This is a genomic window from Microbacterium sp. SA39 (genome assembly GCF_000967865.1).
Taxonomy (GTDB): Bacteria; Actinomycetota; Actinomycetes; order Actinomycetales; family Microbacteriaceae; genus Microbacterium.
Genome location: NZ_JXRU01000038.1, coordinates 304,301 through 322,000, shown reverse-complemented (window position 1 = coordinate 322,000; position 17,700 = coordinate 304,301). Strand labels below are relative to the sequence as shown.

General features: G+C 68.3%; 17 protein-coding genes. 11 read left to right on the top strand and 6 right to left on the bottom strand.

The window, feature by feature from the left end; all coding sequences use genetic code 11:
* A partial coding sequence (locus tag RS85_RS16330) for a TPM domain-containing protein (RefSeq protein WP_046014505.1) occupies positions 1–1,920 on the bottom strand: 1,920 nt, incomplete at its 3' end.
* Between the two features lie 122 nt (positions 1,921–2,042).
* Here RS85_RS16330 and RS85_RS16325 point away from each other — a divergent pair.
* The 8 genes from RS85_RS16325 to RS85_RS16290 all read left to right on the top strand — a co-directional run bounded on the left by RS85_RS16325 (position 2,043) and on the right by RS85_RS16290 (position 9,737).
* Positions 2,043–2,882: a DUF3097 domain-containing protein gene (locus RS85_RS16325; protein ID WP_046014504.1), complete on the top strand. Its 840-nt coding sequence runs from the start codon at positions 2,043–2,045 to the stop codon at positions 2,880–2,882.
* 31 nt (positions 2,883–2,913) lie between these two features.
* Positions 2,914–3,639 carry a tRNA (guanosine(46)-N7)-methyltransferase TrmB gene (trmB, locus tag RS85_RS16320; RefSeq protein WP_046014503.1) on the top strand — a complete coding sequence of 242 codons (726 nt, stop codon included), beginning with the start codon at positions 2,914–2,916 and terminating at the stop codon, positions 3,637–3,639.
* Entirely contained in the window at positions 3,636–4,469 is an 834-nt protein-coding gene (locus tag RS85_RS16315) for a CPBP family intramembrane glutamic endopeptidase (RefSeq protein WP_046014502.1), read from the top strand. Before trmB ends, RS85_RS16315 begins: the two co-directional genes overlap by 4 nt.
* Positions 4,470–4,495: 26 nt before the next feature.
* On the top strand, positions 4,496–4,888 hold the full coding sequence (locus RS85_RS16310) for a DUF1304 domain-containing protein (protein ID WP_046014501.1): 393 nt from the start codon (positions 4,496–4,498) through the stop codon (positions 4,886–4,888).
* 41 nt (positions 4,889–4,929) lie between these two features.
* Complete coding sequence (locus RS85_RS16305) at positions 4,930–6,006, top strand: DNA polymerase IV (protein ID WP_046014500.1); 1,077 nt, start codon at positions 4,930–4,932, stop codon at positions 6,004–6,006.
* A 104-nt stretch (positions 6,007–6,110) separates the two neighbouring features.
* On the top strand, positions 6,111–7,880 hold the full coding sequence (gene treS, locus RS85_RS16300; RefSeq protein ID WP_082087667.1) for a maltose alpha-D-glucosyltransferase: 1,770 nt from the start codon (positions 6,111–6,113) through the stop codon (positions 7,878–7,880).
* Positions 7,877–9,316: a maltokinase N-terminal cap-like domain-containing protein gene (locus RS85_RS16295; protein WP_046014499.1), complete on the top strand. Its 1,440-nt coding sequence runs from the start codon at positions 7,877–7,879 to the stop codon at positions 9,314–9,316. Before treS ends, RS85_RS16295 begins: the two co-directional genes overlap by 4 nt.
* A gap of 40 nt (positions 9,317–9,356) precedes the next feature.
* Positions 9,357–9,737, top strand: coding sequence for a hypothetical protein (locus RS85_RS16290; protein WP_046014498.1), 381 nt, complete (start codon positions 9,357–9,359; stop codon positions 9,735–9,737).
* Positions 9,738–9,783: 46 nt separating this feature from the next.
* Here RS85_RS16290 and RS85_RS16285 read toward each other — a convergent pair whose 3' ends face one another.
* From RS85_RS16285 to RS85_RS16270, 4 genes are read right to left on the bottom strand one after another with little or no spacing between them, the layout of a single operon-like run.
* Positions 9,784–10,761 carry a zinc-binding dehydrogenase gene (locus RS85_RS16285; RefSeq protein ID WP_046014497.1) on the bottom strand — a complete coding sequence of 326 codons (978 nt, stop codon included), beginning with the start codon at positions 10,759–10,761 and terminating at the stop codon, positions 9,784–9,786.
* 19 nt (positions 10,762–10,780) lie between these two features.
* Positions 10,781–11,203, bottom strand: coding sequence for an organic hydroperoxide resistance protein (locus RS85_RS16280; RefSeq protein WP_046014496.1), 423 nt, complete (start codon positions 11,201–11,203; stop codon positions 10,781–10,783).
* A gap of 29 nt (positions 11,204–11,232) precedes the next feature.
* Entirely contained in the window at positions 11,233–11,682 is a 450-nt protein-coding gene (locus tag RS85_RS16275; protein WP_052703601.1) for a MarR family winged helix-turn-helix transcriptional regulator, read from the bottom strand.
* Positions 11,673–12,788 carry an AI-2E family transporter gene (locus tag RS85_RS16270; protein ID WP_046014495.1) on the bottom strand — a complete coding sequence of 372 codons (1,116 nt, stop codon included), beginning with the start codon at positions 12,786–12,788 and terminating at the stop codon, positions 11,673–11,675. Before RS85_RS16270 ends, RS85_RS16275 begins: the two co-directional genes overlap by 10 nt.
* An 86-nt stretch (positions 12,789–12,874) precedes the next feature.
* Here RS85_RS16270 and RS85_RS16265 point away from each other — a divergent pair, with 86 nt between their 5' ends.
* The 3 genes from RS85_RS16265 (at position 12,875) to RS85_RS16255 (ending at position 17,238) form a co-directional block, all read left to right on the top strand.
* The gene (locus tag RS85_RS16265; RefSeq protein WP_046014494.1) at positions 12,875–13,504 is read left to right on the top strand and encodes a hypothetical protein; all 630 of its coding nucleotides are present in this window, start codon (positions 12,875–12,877) and stop codon (positions 13,502–13,504) included.
* 71 nt (positions 13,505–13,575) lie between these two features.
* Positions 13,576–14,643: a DUF998 domain-containing protein gene (locus tag RS85_RS16260; protein WP_052703600.1), complete on the top strand. Its 1,068-nt coding sequence runs from the start codon at positions 13,576–13,578 to the stop codon at positions 14,641–14,643.
* A gap of 48 nt (positions 14,644–14,691) precedes the next feature.
* Positions 14,692–17,238, top strand: a complete 2,547-nt coding sequence (locus RS85_RS16255) for a LuxR C-terminal-related transcriptional regulator (RefSeq protein WP_235282465.1) — start codon at positions 14,692–14,694, stop codon at positions 17,236–17,238.
* A gap of 12 nt (positions 17,239–17,250) precedes the next feature.
* Here the strand turns inward: RS85_RS16255 and RS85_RS16250 are convergent, their stop codons facing one another.
* Complete coding sequence (locus RS85_RS16250; RefSeq protein ID WP_046014493.1) at positions 17,251–17,676, bottom strand: DUF6325 family protein; 426 nt, start codon at positions 17,674–17,676, stop codon at positions 17,251–17,253.
* Between the last annotated feature and the right edge of the window lie 24 nt (positions 17,677–17,700).

Below are 17,700 nucleotides of genomic sequence, written 5' to 3'. Positions count from 1 at the left end.
GCCCCCGCCCCCGCCACCGGAGAGAAGGCCGCCGATGATGCCGCCGAGGATGTCTCCGCCGATTCCGGAGCCGCCGGACGAGGAGCCGGAACCGCCGAAGAGCCCGCCCCAGCTGTCGTCCTGATAGCTGTTCTGGTTGTTGTAGGACTGCACGTCCGACTGCGCGGAGTACGTCGCCTGCCGGACGAGTTCCACCGAGCGGTTGGCTTCGGCGAGTGCGGCCTCGGCGTCCGTCACGCGCAGGTTCTGAGCCTGCGTGAGGCTCGCTTCGGCCGCGGCGAGCCGCGTGCGGGCGGTCGAGCCGACGGTGCCGCGGCGGGTCTCGATGTACTCGCGGGCGGCGCGGATCTCGGATGCCGCCTGGGTGAGCGTCTGGTCGAGCACCTGCTGCACGCGACGCGCGCGCTCCACGGTCTCTCGCCCCTGCGCGAGGGCGGCGTCGATCTGCATGTTGGCCACGGTCAGAGTCTCGAGCGCCGCGCGCGGGTTGCGGTTCGGGCTGTCGAGGCTCGTCTGCGCCATCTGAAGCTGCTGAGCGGTGGCGGATGCCGCTGCCGCGATCGTGCCGCCGGCATCGGGGAGCTGCTGTGCGGCGGCCAGGTCGCCCTGCAGTTCGGTGATCAGCGCCTGCGTCTGCGATTCGATCGTCGCGAGTTCCTGCCCCAGCTCCGAGACGGCTCGAGCAAGCTGAGCGGCCTGTGCCACGGACTGCTCGGCGGTGCGGATCGCGAATGCCGCCTCGCCCGTCCTCCCCGCGGCGATCGCCTGCGCTGCCGCATCGATCGAACGGTCGGCGAGAGCGGCGCGCTCCTGAGCCTGCGCCGGGTTGTCGGCGACCGTGCTCAGCGCCGCGGCGTCATAGGTGGCGGACAGCGTCTCCAGGGCGGGCGCCGCGGAGGCGAGGAGCGAGGTCAGCGCCGCACGTTCGCCGCGGACGCGCTCGAGTTCCTGAGGCGCGTTCTGCTCGAGCTGGCGCAGCGCGTCGAAAGCCTCGGTGTTCTCGTCGAGGATGTCGTCGATCTCTTCGGCGATCCGGATGATGCGGATATGCCACGCCCGTCGGTCATGGATCGTGTCCTCGACCTCGTCGTCGAGCTTCTGCTTCAGATCGAACGCCTCGGCCATCTTCGCCTTCGCCGAGTCGACAGCCTGAGTGAACTCGGCGGTGGCGCCTTCGCCGAACTGGGCGACCGCGAATCCCAGCTCTTCCCTGCTCGACGTGATCGCATCGTCGGCCTGTACGAGTGCGACCCCCGCCTGCGTCTCGACCTGCTCGTCGGTCAGGGTGGAGAACGGATCGTTCGGATCGGCCTTCTCGGGCATCGCCCCGCGTCGGCGGATCTCGGCGTTGCGCCTCGAGCGCCGGATGAGCGCGATGACGAGCCAGAGGAGGAGGCCTACGGCCACGATCGCACCGATGATCAGTGCCACCCTCAGTGCTCCGGCACCACCGTCGCCCTGGATCTCATCGGCTGCGAGCGTGATCGCCCCGACCCAGTCGTCCTGCGAGGCGAGGGGGATCATCTTGTCTTCGACGTCGGTGAGCTTGGCGTCGCTCAGTGGGCCGTCGGGTGCGGCGGAGATGTAGAAGCTGCGGCCTTCCACGGCGATCGCCAGCAGGTACTGCTCGGAACCCAGGTTGTTCGCCTCGGCGACGGTGTCGGCCCACTGCGCGCTGTCGGAGGGGGAGGAGAAGTCGTCGACCAGGACCACGAAGAGGTCGGCGTTCGAGTTCTCGCTCAACTCCGTCAGGCGCGCCTCGACGGCATCCTCCTCACTCGAGCTCAGCACGCCGGCGTCGTCGGTGACGAAGCCCGAGTCGAGGGTGACCGGATCGGTGGCAGAGGCCGCGGAGGCCGAGAACACTCCTGCGACAGCGGCCGCTGTCAGCGCGGCCAGCGTGAGCCACCGTTTCGTCATGCTGTTCCCTCCGACCGGCAGCCGAGCCCCATGTCACGAGTCTATGCACAGAGGCCGACACGCGACAGCACCCGATGGCCGATCTCCGTTCGCCATCAGCGGAGACACATACGCTGGAAGGCATGGATGACAGGTACGGATCGGACGTGCTGGCGTCGGGCTGGCGCGCCCGCGGCGTGAAGCAGATCCCGCAGGTTGCCGCCGAGGTCGACCTCGTTGTGGAGGTCGCCGACGACGGATTCTGCGGCGCCGTCACCCGGGTGCAGGGCGGCAACGTCGAACTCGAGGACCGTCTCGGGCGCAAACGGCTGTTCCCGCTCGGCGGCGGGTTCCTCATCGACGGCGCTCCGGTTCGGCTCGCGGTTCCCGCCGCCAAGGAGCAGGGACCCCGGCGCACGGCATCCGGATCCTTCGTCGTGGCCGACCAGCGTGCCCGCACGGCTCTGCCCAGCCGCATCCTCGTCGAGGGCAAGCACGACGCCGAGCTCGTCGAGAAGGTCTGGGGCGCGGACCTGCGCGTCGAGGGCGTGGTCGTCGAATACCTGCAGGGCGTCGACCTGCTCGACGACCTCCTCGCCGCGGAGCCGCCGAGTGCGACGCGTCGCTACGGCGTGCTCGTCGACCACCTCGTGCCGGGATCGAAGGAGTCGCGCATCGCTGATGCCGTGGCGCGCGGCCCGCACGGCCGCCATCTCCGCATCGTCGGGCACCCCTTCGTCGACGTGTGGCAGTGCGTGACCCCGCGGGCTCTCGGCATCGCGAAGTGGCCCGATATACCTCGCGGCATCGATTGGAAGACCGGGGTCTGCCGCGCTCTCGGGTGGCCGTCCGAGACGCAGGGCGACACCGGGCGCGCGTGGCAGCACATCCTCTCGAAGGTCACGACCTACCGCGACCTCGAGCCCGCACTGCTTGGACGGGTCGAGGAGCTCATCGACTTCGTGACCGCTCCGGCGGCCTGAGCGGCGCGTCGACGCCGACTACCCTGGAGAGATGCCCGAACCCCGCACCTTCCGTGACGAACCGGTGTCCTTCGTGCGCCGGAGCGGCAGGATGTCCGAGGCGCAGGACCGCGCCTTCTCCGACCTCGCCCCGCACTACCTGCTCGACGTGCCGCGCGATGTGGCCTGGACGTCGGTGCATCCGGAAGCGCGCCTCGATCTCACGACCGAGTACGGTCGCGACGCCGATCTGTACGTCGAGATCGGCTCCGGTCAGGGGCACGCGATCGTCGCTGCGGCATCCGCTCGTCCCGCCGACGACTTCCTCGCCGTCGAGGTCTTCCGCGCGGGGCTGGCACGCACCATGCTCGACGCCGACCGTGAAGGTGCGCGCAATCTGCGCGTCGTGGAGGCGAATGCGCCCGAGGTGCTGGCCTCGTACCTGCCGGAGGCCGCGGCCCGCGAGGTCTGGATCTTCTTCCCCGACCCGTGGCACAAGAACAAGCACACCAAGCGCCGGCTCGTGCGGGCGGGCTTCGGTGACACCGCAGCGCGCGCTCTGCGCGACGGCGGGCTGCTCCGGCTCGCCACGGACTGGGAGGACTACGCGCTGCAGATGCGCGAGGTGCTGGATGCCGAGCCGCTGTTCGAGCGTGCGTTCGAGGGGGAGTGGGCGGAACGCTTCGACGGGCGGGTGATGACCGCATTCGAGCGCAAGGGCATCGCGAAGGGGCGGGACATCCGCGATCTCGTCTACCGGCGCAAGGCGCGCGCGTGACCGAGGCGGTTCGCCCGACATCGCTTCGCGCTGGCATCGCGCCCGCGCTGCTCGTCTGCGCTGCGGCGCCGACGTTCTTCGTGGTGCAGATCCCGTGGCTCGGCTGGCTGCTGCTGGCGCTCGGCGTCGGGGTCGCCTGGTTGATCGAGCGGGGGAGGGTGACGGCATCCGACCCCTCGCTGACGCGAGATCTCTCGCTGATCGCCGTCGGCATGCTGATCGTCAGCATCATCCCGCTGGCGGCAGAGCTCGACAACCTCGCGATGCTGCGCTTCACGCTGGCCCTCGGGGGCGCGGTCGTGGTGCCGTACCTGATCTCGCGGTTCGTCTACCGCGACCGAGCGATCAGCTTCCCGTGGCGCACGCACAAGCGCTGGGGAAAGCTGCAGTGGGGCTGGCTCGTCGCCGTGCTCGTGCTGGGGTGGCTGATCCTGCCGTTCTACTTCATCACCAGCGGCGTCTATCAGAACTGGCCGGTCGTGGACTCGCCCGAGCTCATCGCACGCCTGTTCGTCGGGGTCGGCGCCGTCGGCATCTGGGACGAGCTGTTCTTCATCTGCACCGTGTTCGCCCTGCTGCGCCGACACTTCCCGGATGTCGTCGCCAACCTGCTGCAGGCGATCGTCTTCGTCTCGTTCCTGTGGGAGCTCGGCTACCGCGAATGGGGACCGCTGCTGACGATCCCGTTCGCGCTGCTGCAAGGGTTCATCTTCCTGCGCACGCACTCGCTCGCGTACGTCGTCACGGTGCACCTGCTCTTCGACGCCGTGGTCTTCGCGGTGCTCGTGCATGCCCACAACCCCGGCCTGCTGCCGATCTTCCTCGTCTGAGTCCGCTGCTCTGCCAGAATCGAGCCATGCTCATCGTCGGTCTCGTCCTCGCCGCAGCCGCTGCGGCCTTTCATGTCTTCATCTTCGCGCTCGAGTCGCTGAAGTGGACCGAGCCCGAGACGAGGAAGATCTTCGGCGTCGCGAGCGAGGCGGATGCCGTGACCATGAAGCAGCTGGCGTTCAACCAGGGCTTCTACAACCTCTTCCTGGCGCTGACGACGCTGCTCGGCATCGGTGTCGTCATCGTCGGCGCCGCCACCGTCGGCCTGACGCTCGTGTTCGCCGGCACCGGCATGATGGTCGCCGCCGCTCTCGTGCTGGTGCTGTCGGATCGCAGCAAGCTCCGCGCCGCAGCGATGCAGGGCACTCTTCCGCTCCTCGCGGTCATCGCCACGGCGATCGGAATCGCGATCGGCTGAACGGCGTGACATCCGGTCCGCCAGCCGCCACACTCGTTTGCATGGCCGAGTGGGTGCTGCATGTCGACATGGATCAGTTCATCGCCGCGGTCGAGGTGCTGCGCCGCCCCGAGCTCGCCGGACTACCAGTGATCGTGGGCGGGCGCGGAGACCCGACGGAGCGCGCCGTCGTGTCGACGGCGTCGTACGAGGCACGCGAGTACGGCATCGGATCCGGGATGCCGCTGAAGATCGCGGCGCGCAGGGCGCCGGAGAACGCCATCTTCCTCCCGGTCGATCAGGAGGCCTACGGCGCGGCGTCGGCCGAGGTCATGGGTGCGCTCCGCGCGCTGCCCGGTGTCGTGCTCGAAGTGATCGGCTGGGACGAGTGCTTTCTCGGAGTGACCACGGACGACCCGGAGCAGGTGGCGCGAGAGGCGCAGGCGGCCGTCCTGGAGGCGACCGGGCTGCACTGCTCGGTCGGTATCGGCGACAACAAGGTCCGTGCCAAGATCGCGACCGAGTTCGGGAAGCCTCGCGGCACATTCCGGCTGACGGAGGAGAACTGGTTCGAGGTGATGGGAGCAAAGCCGACCCGCGACCTGTGGGGCGTCGGCTCGAAGGTGCAGAAGCGCCTCGCCGAGCACGGCATCACCACCGTGCGGGAGCTCGCCGATGCGGATCAGCAGGAGCTCGTCGGGGAGTTCGGCCCGAAGATGGGCGTCTGGTATCACGGGCTGGGATCGGGCCTCGGGCCGAGCGTCGTGGATGACACGCCCTGGGTGGCACGCAGCCACAGCAGGGAGGAGACGTATCAGCAGAACCTGACGACCGCTGCCGAGGTCGAGTCCGCGATCCGCGATCTCGCCGGTCACGCGTTCGACGACTGCGCCGCGGAAGGGCGCCCCGTGATCCGCGTACATCTCAAGGTGAGGTACGCGCCCTTCGAGACGAAGACGTTCGGCCGCAAGCTTGCGGAGCCGACGGAGGTGCGCGGAGATGTCATAGACGCCGCCGTCGCTCTCGGCGCGACTCTGGACCCGGAACGGGAGATCCGCCTGCTCGGCGTGCGGGCGGAGATGGCGATGCCGGATGCGGGGGATCCCGTCGAACGGACACCCGTCAGAGGCAGGATCTAGACCCCCGTCCCCAGATACACCGGAACCACCCGCGAGCGCAAGGGAGACGCGATTCGCGGAACTCGATGAAACGGTGGAGCCATGTACCCGTATCGGATGATCCCATGACGAGTGCTGCCGAGCCCGCTCCGCACACGGCGTCCATTCCCATCCTCACCCAGGAGCCGTTCCCGGACACTCCTGGCAGCCCCGAGCCCGAATGGTTCAAGACCGCGGTGTTCTACGAGGTTCTCGTGCGCTCGTTCCAGGACGGCGACGGCGACGGCTCCGGCGACTTCCGAGGGCTGATCGACCGACTCGACTACCTGAAGTGGCTCGGCGTCGACTGCCTGTGGCTGCCCCCGTTCTTCCCGTCGCCGTTGCGCGACGGCGGCTACGACGTCGCCGACTACACCGGCATCCAGTCCGATCTCGGAACGACAGCCGACTTCCAGGAGTTCCTGGATGCCGCGCACGAGCGCGACATCCGCGTGATCGTCGACTTCGTGATGAATCACACCAGTGATGAGCATCCGTGGTTCCAGGCGAGCCGGTCCGACCCGGAGGGCCCGTATGGCGACTTCTACGTGTGGAGCGACACCGACGAGCTCTATGAGGACGCACGCATCATCTTCGTCGACACCGAGCCCAGCAACTGGACCTGGGATCCCGTGCGTCAGCAGTACTTCTGGCACCGGTTCTTCTCGCACCAGCCCGACCTGAACTTCGACAACCCGAAGGTCCACGAGGCGATGATCGACGCCATGCGCTTCTGGCTCGACATGGGACTCGACGGTTTCCGGCTCGATGCGGTGCCGTACCTGTACGAGCGTCCCGGGACCAACGGCGAGAATCTGCCGGAGACCCACGAGTTCCTCCGCAAGGTCCGGCGCATCGTCGACCAGGAATACCCGGGTCGTGTGCTGCTCGCGGAGGCCAACCAGTGGCCCGCCGACGTGGTCGACTACTTCGGCGACCCGGCCGTCGGCGGCGACGAATGCCACATGTGCTTCCACTTCCCGGTCATGCCGCGGATCTTCATGGCGGTGCGGCGGGAGTCCCGCTATCCCATCACGGAGATCCTCGCCGAGACGCCGCCGATCCCTTCGGGCTGCCAGTGGGGGATCTTTCTGCGCAACCACGACGAGCTCACGCTCGAGATGGTGACGGACGAGGATCGCGACTACATGTGGAGCGAGTACGCGCAGGACCCGCGGATGAAGGCGAACATCGGAATCCGTCGCCGTCTCGCCCCGCTCCTCGACAACGACATCGATCGCATCGAGCTGTTCACGGCGCTGCTCCTGTCGCTGCCGGGCTCGCCCGTGCTGTACTACGGCGACGAGATCGGGATGGGCGACAACATCTGGCTCGGTGACCGCGACGGTGTTCGCACGCCGATGCAGTGGAGCTCCGACCGCAACGCCGGTTTCTCGAAGGCGAATCCGGGGAAGCTGACACGCCCCCTCGTGCAGGACCCGGTCTACGGGTATCTCGCGGTCAACGTCGAGGCGCAGCAGGAGGACCGCTCGTCGCTCCTGCACTGGACGCGCGAGATGATCCACGCGCGCCGTAAGCACCCCGCCTTCGGGCTGGGCAGCTTCAACGACCTCGGCGGATCCAACCCCGCGGTGCTCTCCTACTCGCGCGAGCACACCAACGACGACGGCTCCGTCGACGTCATCATGTGCGTCAACAACCTCTCGCAGTTCCCGCAGCCGGTCGAATTGGATCTGCGACGCTTCGAAGGGCTCGTGCCGGTCGAGCTCGTCGGCGGCGTGCCGTTCCCGCGCATCGGCGAGCTGCCGTACCTGCTGACGCTCGGAGGCCACGGGTTCTTCTGGTTCCAACTGCAGGAACCGGCCGAGGACGCGGACGAGATGAGGATGCTGTGACCGAGATCACTCCCGAGGTCCTCGAGGACTACTTCGGACGCACACGCTGGTTCGCCGGGAAGGGGCGCCCCTTCCGGGTGTCCCGGATCCGTGCACTCGCCGAGCTTCGCGGAGAGCACCCGAACCCGGATTCGACCGTCATCCACCTCGTCACCGTCGAGTACTCGGATGCCGAAGGCGGCACCGAGGACTACCAGGTTCCGCTGTCGAGCTACGGCGAGTACATCGAGCAGATCGGGCATGCGTTCGTCACGGCGCTGGAGCACGATGGCGGCACCCGGTATCTGTTCGATGCGGTGCATGACCGGTACGCCATGGCGCTGTGGCTGCGGGCATTCGTGGACGCCGAGGAGAATGGCGAAGCTCTCATCGACGGACTGCGTTTCCGGCGCGTGCCCGGCGGCGAGCCGCTCGACCCGGCTCTGCGGGGCTCGCCGCTCTCCGGCGAGCAATCGAACTCGTCGGTGCGCTTCGACGACACCGCGATCATGAAGATCTTCCGCAAGGTGAGTCCCGGCGTGAACCCGGACATCGAGATCCACGCGGAGCTCACGCGCGGCGCGGTGGAGAGCGTCGCCGCGCTCTACGGCTGGCTCGAGATCGAGGTCGACGGCGAGGTGATGCAGCTCGCGATGCTGCAGGAGTTCCTGCGTACCGCCTCGGATGGGTTCGAACTGGCCGCCGGCAGCGTGCGCACGCTCCTGGCCGATCCGACGCAGAGCGTCGAGGATTCCGGCGGTGACTTCGCCGGCGAAGCGGCGCGCCTCGGCGAGGCGCTCGCTCAGGTGCATGCGACGCTGCGTGAGCGATTCCCCGCGGAGACGCGTGGTTCGGACGCGACAGGCGCACTTTCTCGCGCGCTGAACGCCCGGCTCGATCACGCCCTCGGGGTGGTTCCTGAACTCGAGTGGCAGTCCGCCCGGTTGCGGGCGCTGTATTCCGCCGTGGCAGAGCTCGACGGTCTCGACGTGCAGCGCGTGCACGGAGATCTCCATCTCGGGCAGACCCTGCGCACGTCGCACGGCTGGCGGATCGTGGACTTCGAGGGAGAGCCGGGCCGCCCGTTCGCGGAGCGTTCGCTCCCTGATTCGCCTTGGCGCGATGTCGCAGGGATGCTGCGATCGTTCGACTACGTTCCGGGGGTCGTGCGGCTGTCGCGGGTGAATCCCGGTGACGTGGCGGACGACGACGAGCACCTGCGCGAAGCTCGCGGCAAGGAATGGTCGCAGCGAGCGCGCGCCCGGTTCCTCGAGGCCTACACGGCGGCGATCGATGCGGCCGAAGGTGAGGGGTCCGCGCCGACGGAGCACGAGCGTCGGCTGCTGCTCGACGCGTACGTCGCAGACAAGGCCGTGTACGAGGCCGTCTACGAGAAGCGCAACCGACCGACGTGGATCGGGATACCGCTCGCCGCCCTCGCAGAGCTCGACGTCTGAGTCGTCGTCGATTCGACGCGGACTTCACTAGGGTGACGGGATGAGCATCGCGACGTCGACGGAGCCGCAGATCCGCAGGGGAGGAGTGCCCTGGTGGGCACGTCGACGCCTGATCCTGATCGTCAGCCTCTGGGTCGTGCCGCTCGCGCTCAACGTCGCCCTCAACAGCTACGGGCCGCTGACGGCGGAGTCCGCCCTGCGGATGGCCTTCGCGACGGTCGCGGGGCAGACGATCGCGATCATCGGCGCGGTCGCGGCGCTCGTCGTCACGATCACCCACCGACGCCCCTTGGCGGGCATCGTCTTCTTCGGCCTGGTCCTCATGTTCGTCGTCGCCTACGCGCTCACGGCGATGGAGGGCGCGGGAGTGACGATTCTGGAGCGACTCGATCTGATCGCCGAGGTCGATCAGCTGAACTGAAGCCGCAGGAGGGCCGCCCGACTCGGGCGGCCCTCCCTGGCGGCTCTCAGAACCGCAGCAGCACCTTGCCCACGCGCCCCGGCGTGCCGCTCGCGCGCACGGCGTCGGCGATGTCGGCCGCGTCGAAGACCCCGGAGACCGGGAGGGTCAGAGTGCCGTCGGTCAGGCGCTGGAACAGCTCGCCGAAGAGCGCTTTCCGCACGTCGGGGTCGAGGGCGGGGATGACCTTGCTGCCCCAGAAACCCTTGACCGTGGCCTGCTTGAAGATGACGTCGGACGACGCGATCTCCATGGTGGGTGAATCCATCGCGCCGAACGCGACGAGAGTGCCGTTCTCGGCGAGCAGCGACAGCACCTGCCCGGCGGAAGCACCGCCGACCGAGTCGACGCCCGCGAGGATCGGCGCTCCGCCGGTGATCGCGGCGGCCTGCTCCTCCCAGTCGTCCTGGTCAGTGGCGACGGCGTTCTCGATGCCCTGCGCGCGGAGCTCGTCGACGCCGGCGGTGCGGCGCACGAGGCCGAGCACGTTGACTCCGCGCGCGGCACCGAGCTGCGCCAGCATCCGTCCCACTGCGCCGTTCGCCGCGTTCTGCACGATCCAGTCGCCCTCCTGCACCTCGAGGAACTGCAGCAGGGTCATCGTGCTGAACGGCATCGAGACCAGCTGCGCCGCGCTCTCTTCGGGAAGGGATTCGGGTACTGGGATGAGTCCGGCGGCGTCCGCGACGATGTACTCGGACCAGGCGCCGAAGGTGCCCCCGGTGGCGACGCGCTGGCCGACGGTGAGATGGTCGACTCCCTCACCGAGCGCGTCCACCGTGCCGAGCGCCTCGGTGCCGGAGGCCGCGGGCAGCTCGGGCTTGAAGCCATAGGTGCCGCGGACGGTCCACAGGTCGTGGTTGTGGATGGGGGAGAGGACGATGCGCAGGCGCACCTGTCCGGGACCGGGCTCGGGAACGGGGCGGTCTTCGACCTGCAGGACCTCTTCGGGGGAGCCGAACGTGGAGTGGATGAGTGCGCGCATGATGTGTCTGCCTCTCTGGTCAGTCGTCGGAGACGGTGATGGTGACGTCGATGTTGCCGCGGGTCGCGTTCGAGTACGGGCACACCTGGTGCGCCGCATCCGCGAGGGCCTGCGCCTGGTCGTGCGGGAGCTCGGGGATCACGACCTCGAGCTCGACCGCGAGGCCGAAGCCGCCCTGGCCGTTCGGGCCGATCTGCACGCGCGCGCCGACGGACGAGTCGGCGATGCGCATCTTCTGCGTGCGGGCGACGCTCTGCAGCGCGGAGTGGAAGCAGGCCGCGTATCCGGCGGCGAACAGCTGCTCCGGGTTCGCGCCGTCGCCGCTGCCGCCCATCTCCTTAGGGATCGCGAGGTCGAACTCGACGCGACGGTCGCTCGTGGCGACGTGTCCGTCTCGTCCGGCTCCGGTGGCGAGGGCCTCTGCGGTGTAGAGAGCTTCCATGGGTGCGGTTCTTCCTTCCGTCGGGGGGATCAGCTGGTGCGGGTGGTCTGGGACGTCGCGTCCTGCAGCAGGGCGGTGAGCTCGTGCAGCTCGGCGATCAGTCGGCGCCGGTGGGCGTCGTCGCGGATGCCGGAGAACCCTGCGACCTGCGCGGGGACGGACGCGAGCTCGGTCCGCAGCGCCTGCCCGGCCTCGGTCAGGTTCACGGTGACCACGCGCTCGTCCTCGGCGCTTCGTGCGCGCGTGACGTGACCGGCCTGTTCGAGCCGACGGACGAGCGGCGACAGCGTGCCCGAGTCGAGCTGCATCGCGTCGCCCAGCGAGCCGATCGTCTGATCGCCCTCATGCCAGAGGATCGCGAGCACGAGGTACTGCGGGTAGGTCAGACCCCAGGGGGCGAGCAGCGTGCGATACGCCTGCGTCGTGGCGCGGGCAGCGGAGTAGAGCGAGAAGCACACCATCTCATCGGTCACCGGCATCCGACGAGTATGTCACCCAATTCAGTTGTGCACAATTCAATCCGACGCGGGGCCCCACGTCTCGAGTCCGGAGGCACCGCCGAGCGGTCGCCGGAGAGCCACCGCAGCCAGATGGTGCCGGGGTCGCCTTCCAGCACCAGGGCCCGCACGAGCAGCGTGAGCGGGATGGACAGGATCGCCCCGAGCGGGCCGATGATGAAGGTCCAGAAGATGACCGAGAAGAAGCTCAGCGTGAGGCTGAGGTCGACCGCGTCACTGACGAACTTCGGTTGCACGAGCACCTGCAGGACCACGTTGACGACGCAGTACACCGCGATCACGCCGAGGAGCAGCGGCCAATCTCCGACGACGAAGGCGAGGATCGCCGGCGGCACGAGGCCGAGGACGAAGCCGATGTTCGGGACGAAGTTCGTGACGAAGGCGAGAATCGCCCAGACGATCGGGACCGGTATGCCCATCCACCACAGTGCGAGCCCGTCGATGATCGCCACGACGGCGCCGAACGCGGCGTTCACCACGTAGTACCGGCGGATGCCGGAGTTAAGGCGGGAGATGCGCGCGAGGACCGCTCCCTTCGTCGCCCCGAACAGCTCGGAGGCCTGGCGGTATCGGGCAGCATCGACGGCCATGAAGATGATGTAGGCGCATACGAAGAAGAGTGCCGTCGCGACGCTGATCACCGTGCCCCCGATGCTGCGGGCCACGCCGAGCAGCGTGTCGGGATCGAGCACGGAGGCTGCGGCATCCGATGCCTCCTCGTCGAGCCCGAGCGACTGGAGCCAGGCGACGACCTCGTCGGCCGAGCGCGTCAGTCCGCCCTCGGACGAGAGATCGCCGATCAGCCGGACGAACTGGGTACCGGCGAGCCAGAGCAGGGCGCCCATGGCCAGCAGGATCAGGTAGGCGAGAAGGATGACGGCCGTCGTGCCGGCCCACCTCGGCCACCCGCGCCGGTCGAGCGGGCTGCGCAGCGGCTCGCAGATGATCACGATGACGATGGCGAGCGCGACGGGCCCGAACACCTCGCGCGCGAAGAAGACGCCCGCAAGGGCGATCGTCGCGGCGGCGAGAGTGAGCGTCACGCGCAGGGCGGGGGAGAGGGTCACCCGGCCAGAGTAGCCCCGGGGTCTCGGTCACCCGGCTCGGGTGACCGGCATGTGCGAGAGCGACGGCTTCCGTCGAGGATTGCCGAATGGAAGATCGACCTGATCCGAAGACCCGGAGCACACACAGGACGCTCGAGATCAGCACCGTCGTTCTCCTGTCCATCACCGCCGTGGTCACCGCCTGGTGCGGGTTCGAGGCGTCGAAGTGGGGCGGTGAGATGTCGATCGCCTTCAGCCAGGCCTCCAGCGCGCGCGTGCAGGCGGCATCGGCGAAGGCGACGTCGGAAGCCGCACGTCAGTACGACCTGACGATCTACACCCAGTGGGTTCTCGCAGAGGCCGACGGAGACGCCGAGCTCGTGAGCTTCATCGAGGAGCGCTTCTCCGACGAGTTCGCCGTCGCATTCGACGCCTGGAACGACGAGGATCGCGTTTCGCTGGGACCCTTCGCGATGGACGAATACGTCCCTCCCGGGACGCTCGAGGCGGAGGAGCTGAACGCACGCGCCGATGCGAAGTTCGACCAGGCGCTCGTCAACAATCAGCGAGGCGACGACTATGCGCTGCTCACGGTTCTGTTCGCACTCGTGCTCTTCTTCGCCGCGCTGTCACAGAATCAGCGGGCGGTCTGGCGACGCCTGACCTTCGTGGTGCTCAGTGGCGTCATCGCCGTCGCGGGGATCCTGACTCTTGTGACGTTCCCCATCAAGATCTGATGGTGCGACGCCTCGCCCGGAACAGATGAAGGCGCACGGCCGGCGGCGCCCGGAGAACACACAATGAGGTCATGTCGACGACCTCACCACCGCGAGACCTGCTGACCTCGGCCCGTTCCGACGGAGAGAATCGGGAGAGGGCGCGCGAAGCCATCGGACTGCAGATCTCGATCTTCGCGTTCGTGCTCGTCGCCCTCATCGCCGTGCCCGTGTTCCGTTGGCAGTCGGCGCCCATCTCCGGCCCTGACTCCCTCGGTCAGTTCGTCGCGATCGCCTCGGCGTCCGTGGCGATCATCGTCTTCGTCCTCGGCCGCATCGTGGTCGCAGACCCCGCGCGCTCCCATCGACTGGGCGCGCTCGACGTGATCGACATCGGCGCCTTCGCCTTCGCGCACGCCATGATCGCCCTCCTCGGGTGGACTCTCGTCGCGTCGATCATGGAGCGCGGCCTCGTCGGCGCGGTCGTCTTCCCGATTCCGGTTCTTCTGCTGTCGGGGGCGGCCGCCGCGCTGACGGCGTACGTCGTGTACTACTCGGCGACGCATCTCGACCTGCAGCTGCTGGCGACGGTGCTCGCCGTGTTCCTCGTCTTCGGGGTCCTCGCGAGCATGCTGACAGCCAGTGATCCGCTGTGGTGGAAGGACAACCTGAGCGCGCTCGGCATGACGAACGACCTGTCCGCGAAGACCTTCAACCTCACGTTGATCGTGGCCGGCATCCTCGTGACGACGCTGGCGCGCTATGCGGCGAAAGGCGTCCCGACGTCGCACCCGCATGGCGTGACCGCGGTGCGGACCTGCCTCGTCATCGTCGGCATCTTCCTGGGACTGGTCGGCGTCTTCCCCGTCGACCAGTTCTTCGCGCTGCACACCGCGGTGGCATCAGGGATGACGGTCGCCTTCGCCGTGCTCGTCTTCGCGATGCACCGATGGATTCCGGGGATGTCGCGGACGTTCCTTCTGCTCGGCTATGTCTTCGTCGCGGTGATCGTGCTTCTGGCCGTGTTCTTCGCCGTCGGGTACTACACGCTCACAGCTGTCGAGCTCGTCGCGGGCGTCGTTGTATTCACCTGGATCATCCTCTTCATCCGTACTGCAGATGCCTTGAAACGCGATAAAACCTTCAAGCCCGGGGTATAGACGAAAGACCCCCTTGAGGCGGTGTGATCGCTCCCATATGTTGAGCGCATGGCTCCCCCCATGCGGTCGTCACGACCGGGCCCTGCGGTGCGCTTCCACCCGCCGGCCCCGCAGGCCGGCGCGATTCGGCGGGATCGTCTGAGCATCGCGATCGCAGATGTGGCCGCGACGAACGCTCTCACCATCGTCAGTGCACCGAGCGGGTTCGGGAAGACGACCGCGGTCGCGGACTGGGCGGCAGGCCAGGGCGATGTCGCCTGGCTCGCCCTCAACCGCTTCGACTCGGATCCCTCACGTCTCACGCAGGGCGTCGTGCATGCTCTGCTCCTGGGGGCGGAACGGGCGGGCAAGCCTCTGGCGCTCTCTCGGGATCTCGACGATCCGATGCACGCCTACGAGGAGATCTGCGCAGCCATCGAGGCGAAATGCGGCACGGTCCATCTCGTGGTCGATGATGCGCAGCGGGCCGGCGAGGACTGGCATCGCGGCCTGCTCGGCGCCCTGTCGGATCAGGCTCCGGAGAACCTGCGCGTCGTGCTGATCGGGACGACCATGCTCGAGGTCACGTTGAGCCGTCACCGACTGATCCACCCGGAGGCGTTCATCGGCGCCGAGACGCTGAGCTTCACCCGGGCCGAAGTGCAGCGGCTGCACCCGGGCGACCCGAGCGGTCTCGCCGCGGAGACGATCTTCGAGGAGACGAAAGGATGGCCGATCGCCGTCCGTCTGATGATGATCGGAGGGGCGCGCCCCGATGGGGAGGCCGTGAGCGCAGGCAGCTTCCTGGGGAACTATGTGCGAGAGTACGTGCTGGACGCCCTGTCGCCGGAGATCGCCGATTTCGTCCTCGACGCGAGCATCTGTGCCGAACTCACTCCCGAACTCGCGGTGGCGGTCACCGAGCGCCCGGATGCCGCCGAACTGCTGCGAACCTGCGTGCGCATGGGGCTCTTCCTCGACAGCTTCGATCGCCCCGGCGGCCCCGTGTACCGCTGGCACGCTGCCTTCGCCCGCCGGTGCGCGGAGATCGCGGCGACGGACGGCGAGCGCGCGGCCGGCGCCCATCGACGGGCCGCCGCCTTTCTGGATGCCAGTGACCCGATCGCCGCGATCTCCCACTCACTCGGCGGAGGAGACACCGCGGGGGCGCGAGACGCGCTGCTCCGCCACTGGGTCGGCCTCGTCGTCGGCGCCGAGGCCGCCGAGGTGGAGCGTGCCGCCACCGACATCCTGCGCCATGACCCCGAGGACGCACAGATCCTGCTCGTCCGTGCGTGCGCGACCGATGTTCTCGGAAGCCACCGGGTGGCGCAGGAGCTGTTCCGCCGGGCCGAGAGCATGGCCGCCGGAGACACGGATGCCGCCGAATCCGACGTGCTGCACATCGCCCGACTGTTCGTGGCCGACGAGCGCGACGACGTGGCAGCCGCGAGCGCGAGCGTGCGCCAGATGCTCCGCGATCACGATTCCACGGCTCTGGGCGATCGCGCGGCTCTCCACTACCTCCTCGGCTGGACCGAGATCCGGCACAGCGGGGACCCGGCGCTGCCTTTGGAGTACTTCTCGTCCGCCGCGCGCGAGGCGCGCGGATCGGGCGATCGAGCGCTGGAGAAACGCTCGCTCGGTCACCTCGCCTTCGGGCAGACCTGGGCGGGGCGGCTGTCGGAAGCCCGTGAATCTCTGGGGGAGGTGCACCGCTCGGACGACATCAGCCTGCCCTGGAGCACGTACGCAGGCGGAAGCGCCGTGGCGGCGGCGGGATTCGTCTCCTACTGGTCGGGCGGTCTCGAACAGGCCATCCGCGAGTTCGGCACGATCGTCACCAACGGAAGCTCGGACCGCTCCTTCCCGAGCATCGCCCGCATGATGATCGCCTACTCCGCGGCAGAGACCGGCGATCTGGCGGCCTGCCGGCGAGCAGCGATCGGCATCCAGGACATCCCGCTCGAAGTAACCCACGGCGTGTCCTGGTCGGCCTTGCGCGAATCATCCGTCGCTCTGCTCGAAGACGCCGTCGGACGGCAAGAGCGCGCCATGCGGATCGCGAGGAAATACCTGCACCGACCGGATCTGCCGATCGTGAACGTCGCACTCGCCGGCGTGCTCCGCCGGGCCGGTGACCACGCGGCGGCGCTGGAGATGCTGCGATCGCTGCGTGCGTTCGGGGAGATCTCCTACGTGAAGTCCGCGACCCTGATCACCGCGGCCGTGATGCGTCGCCACGGCGGACACCACGAGGAGGCGCACGAGCTGTGCGAGGCCGGAATCGCGGTCGCGTCGAGCGAGGACATCCGGCTCCTGTTCGGCCCGCGCGAGACCGCCGTGCGCAAACTCCTCGGCGAGCATGTGCATTTCGGCACTCAGTTCCAGGACTTCATCGGCAGCTGCTTGGCGTTGGAAGCCACCGGTTCACCGGTAGGGACGCTCTCGGATCGGGAGCGCGATGTCTTCCAGCAGCTGCAGACGGCTCGCACTCTGCCGGAGATCGCGCTGGAGCTGAATGTGTCGATCAACACGGTGAAGACCCATCAGCGGTCGATCTACCGGAAGCTGGGCGTCTCGTCGCGTCGGGAGGCCGTGCACACGACGGTGTGAGATCCCGCCGCGTCAGCCCTGGCGTCGTACCGCGTCGAGAACGGCGTTCGCGATGACCGCCGGTATCGGCTGGGTCGCGAGCACTCTGTCTCCGCGGGGCGAAAGGTCACGGGACAGCCGCTCGCCCCAGGTGGGTTCCACGAGGATGACGGCCGCGAGCGTGCCGACGGGAAGTTCGGGCAGGAAATGCCGCGCATCGTCCTCCGAGACGAGGCCGGGGGTGCGCAGCTCCAGTCCGGCGAGAACGAACTCATCGCCGTCGACCTCGGTCAGGTGGTAGTCGTCCGCCGAGACCCGCCTCACGATCAGGAAGTCGAGCAGGCGCAGCGCCCCGATCTCCACCTGCCGCAGCAGGGCTTCGAGCACGCGAGGGCTGAGGCGGTCATGCTGCAGCTCTATGACGACGAATTCCACATCGCCGAGTTCCTGCTGCGTCATGTCTGTCACCTCAGCCCTCGGATG

Excerpts from the sequence above, each read along its gene's own strand:
- treS (WP_082087667.1), top strand. The coding sequence starts at position 6,111 with ATGACGAGTGCTGCCGAGCCCGCTCCGCACACGGCGTCCATTCCCATC.
- RS85_RS16280 (WP_046014496.1), bottom strand. The coding sequence starts at position 11,203 with ATGGAAGCTCTCTACACCGCAGAGGCCCTCGCCACCGGAGCCGGACGA.
- RS85_RS16325 (WP_046014504.1), top strand. The coding sequence starts at position 2,043 with ATGGATGACAGGTACGGATCGGACGTGCTGGCGTCGGGCTGGCGCGCC.
- RS85_RS16275 (WP_052703601.1), bottom strand. The coding sequence starts at position 11,682 with ATGCCGGTGACCGATGAGATGGTGTGCTTCTCGCTCTACTCCGCTGCC.
- RS85_RS16255 (WP_235282465.1), top strand. The coding sequence starts at position 14,692 with ATGGCTCCCCCCATGCGGTCGTCACGACCGGGCCCTGCGGTGCGCTTC.
- RS85_RS16285 (WP_046014497.1), bottom strand. The coding sequence starts at position 10,761 with ATGCGCGCACTCATCCACTCCACGTTCGGCTCCCCCGAAGAGGTCCTG.
- RS85_RS16305 (WP_046014500.1), top strand. The coding sequence starts at position 4,930 with ATGGCCGAGTGGGTGCTGCATGTCGACATGGATCAGTTCATCGCCGCG.
- RS85_RS16290 (WP_046014498.1), top strand. The coding sequence starts at position 9,357 with ATGAGCATCGCGACGTCGACGGAGCCGCAGATCCGCAGGGGAGGAGTG.
- trmB (WP_046014503.1), top strand. The coding sequence starts at position 2,914 with ATGCCCGAACCCCGCACCTTCCGTGACGAACCGGTGTCCTTCGTGCGC.
- RS85_RS16310 (WP_046014501.1), top strand. The coding sequence starts at position 4,496 with ATGCTCATCGTCGGTCTCGTCCTCGCCGCAGCCGCTGCGGCCTTTCAT.
- RS85_RS16250 (WP_046014493.1), bottom strand. The coding sequence starts at position 17,676 with ATGACGCAGCAGGAACTCGGCGATGTGGAATTCGTCGTCATAGAGCTG.
- RS85_RS16260 (WP_052703600.1), top strand. The coding sequence starts at position 13,576 with ATGTCGACGACCTCACCACCGCGAGACCTGCTGACCTCGGCCCGTTCC.
- RS85_RS16265 (WP_046014494.1), top strand. The coding sequence starts at position 12,875 with ATGGAAGATCGACCTGATCCGAAGACCCGGAGCACACACAGGACGCTC.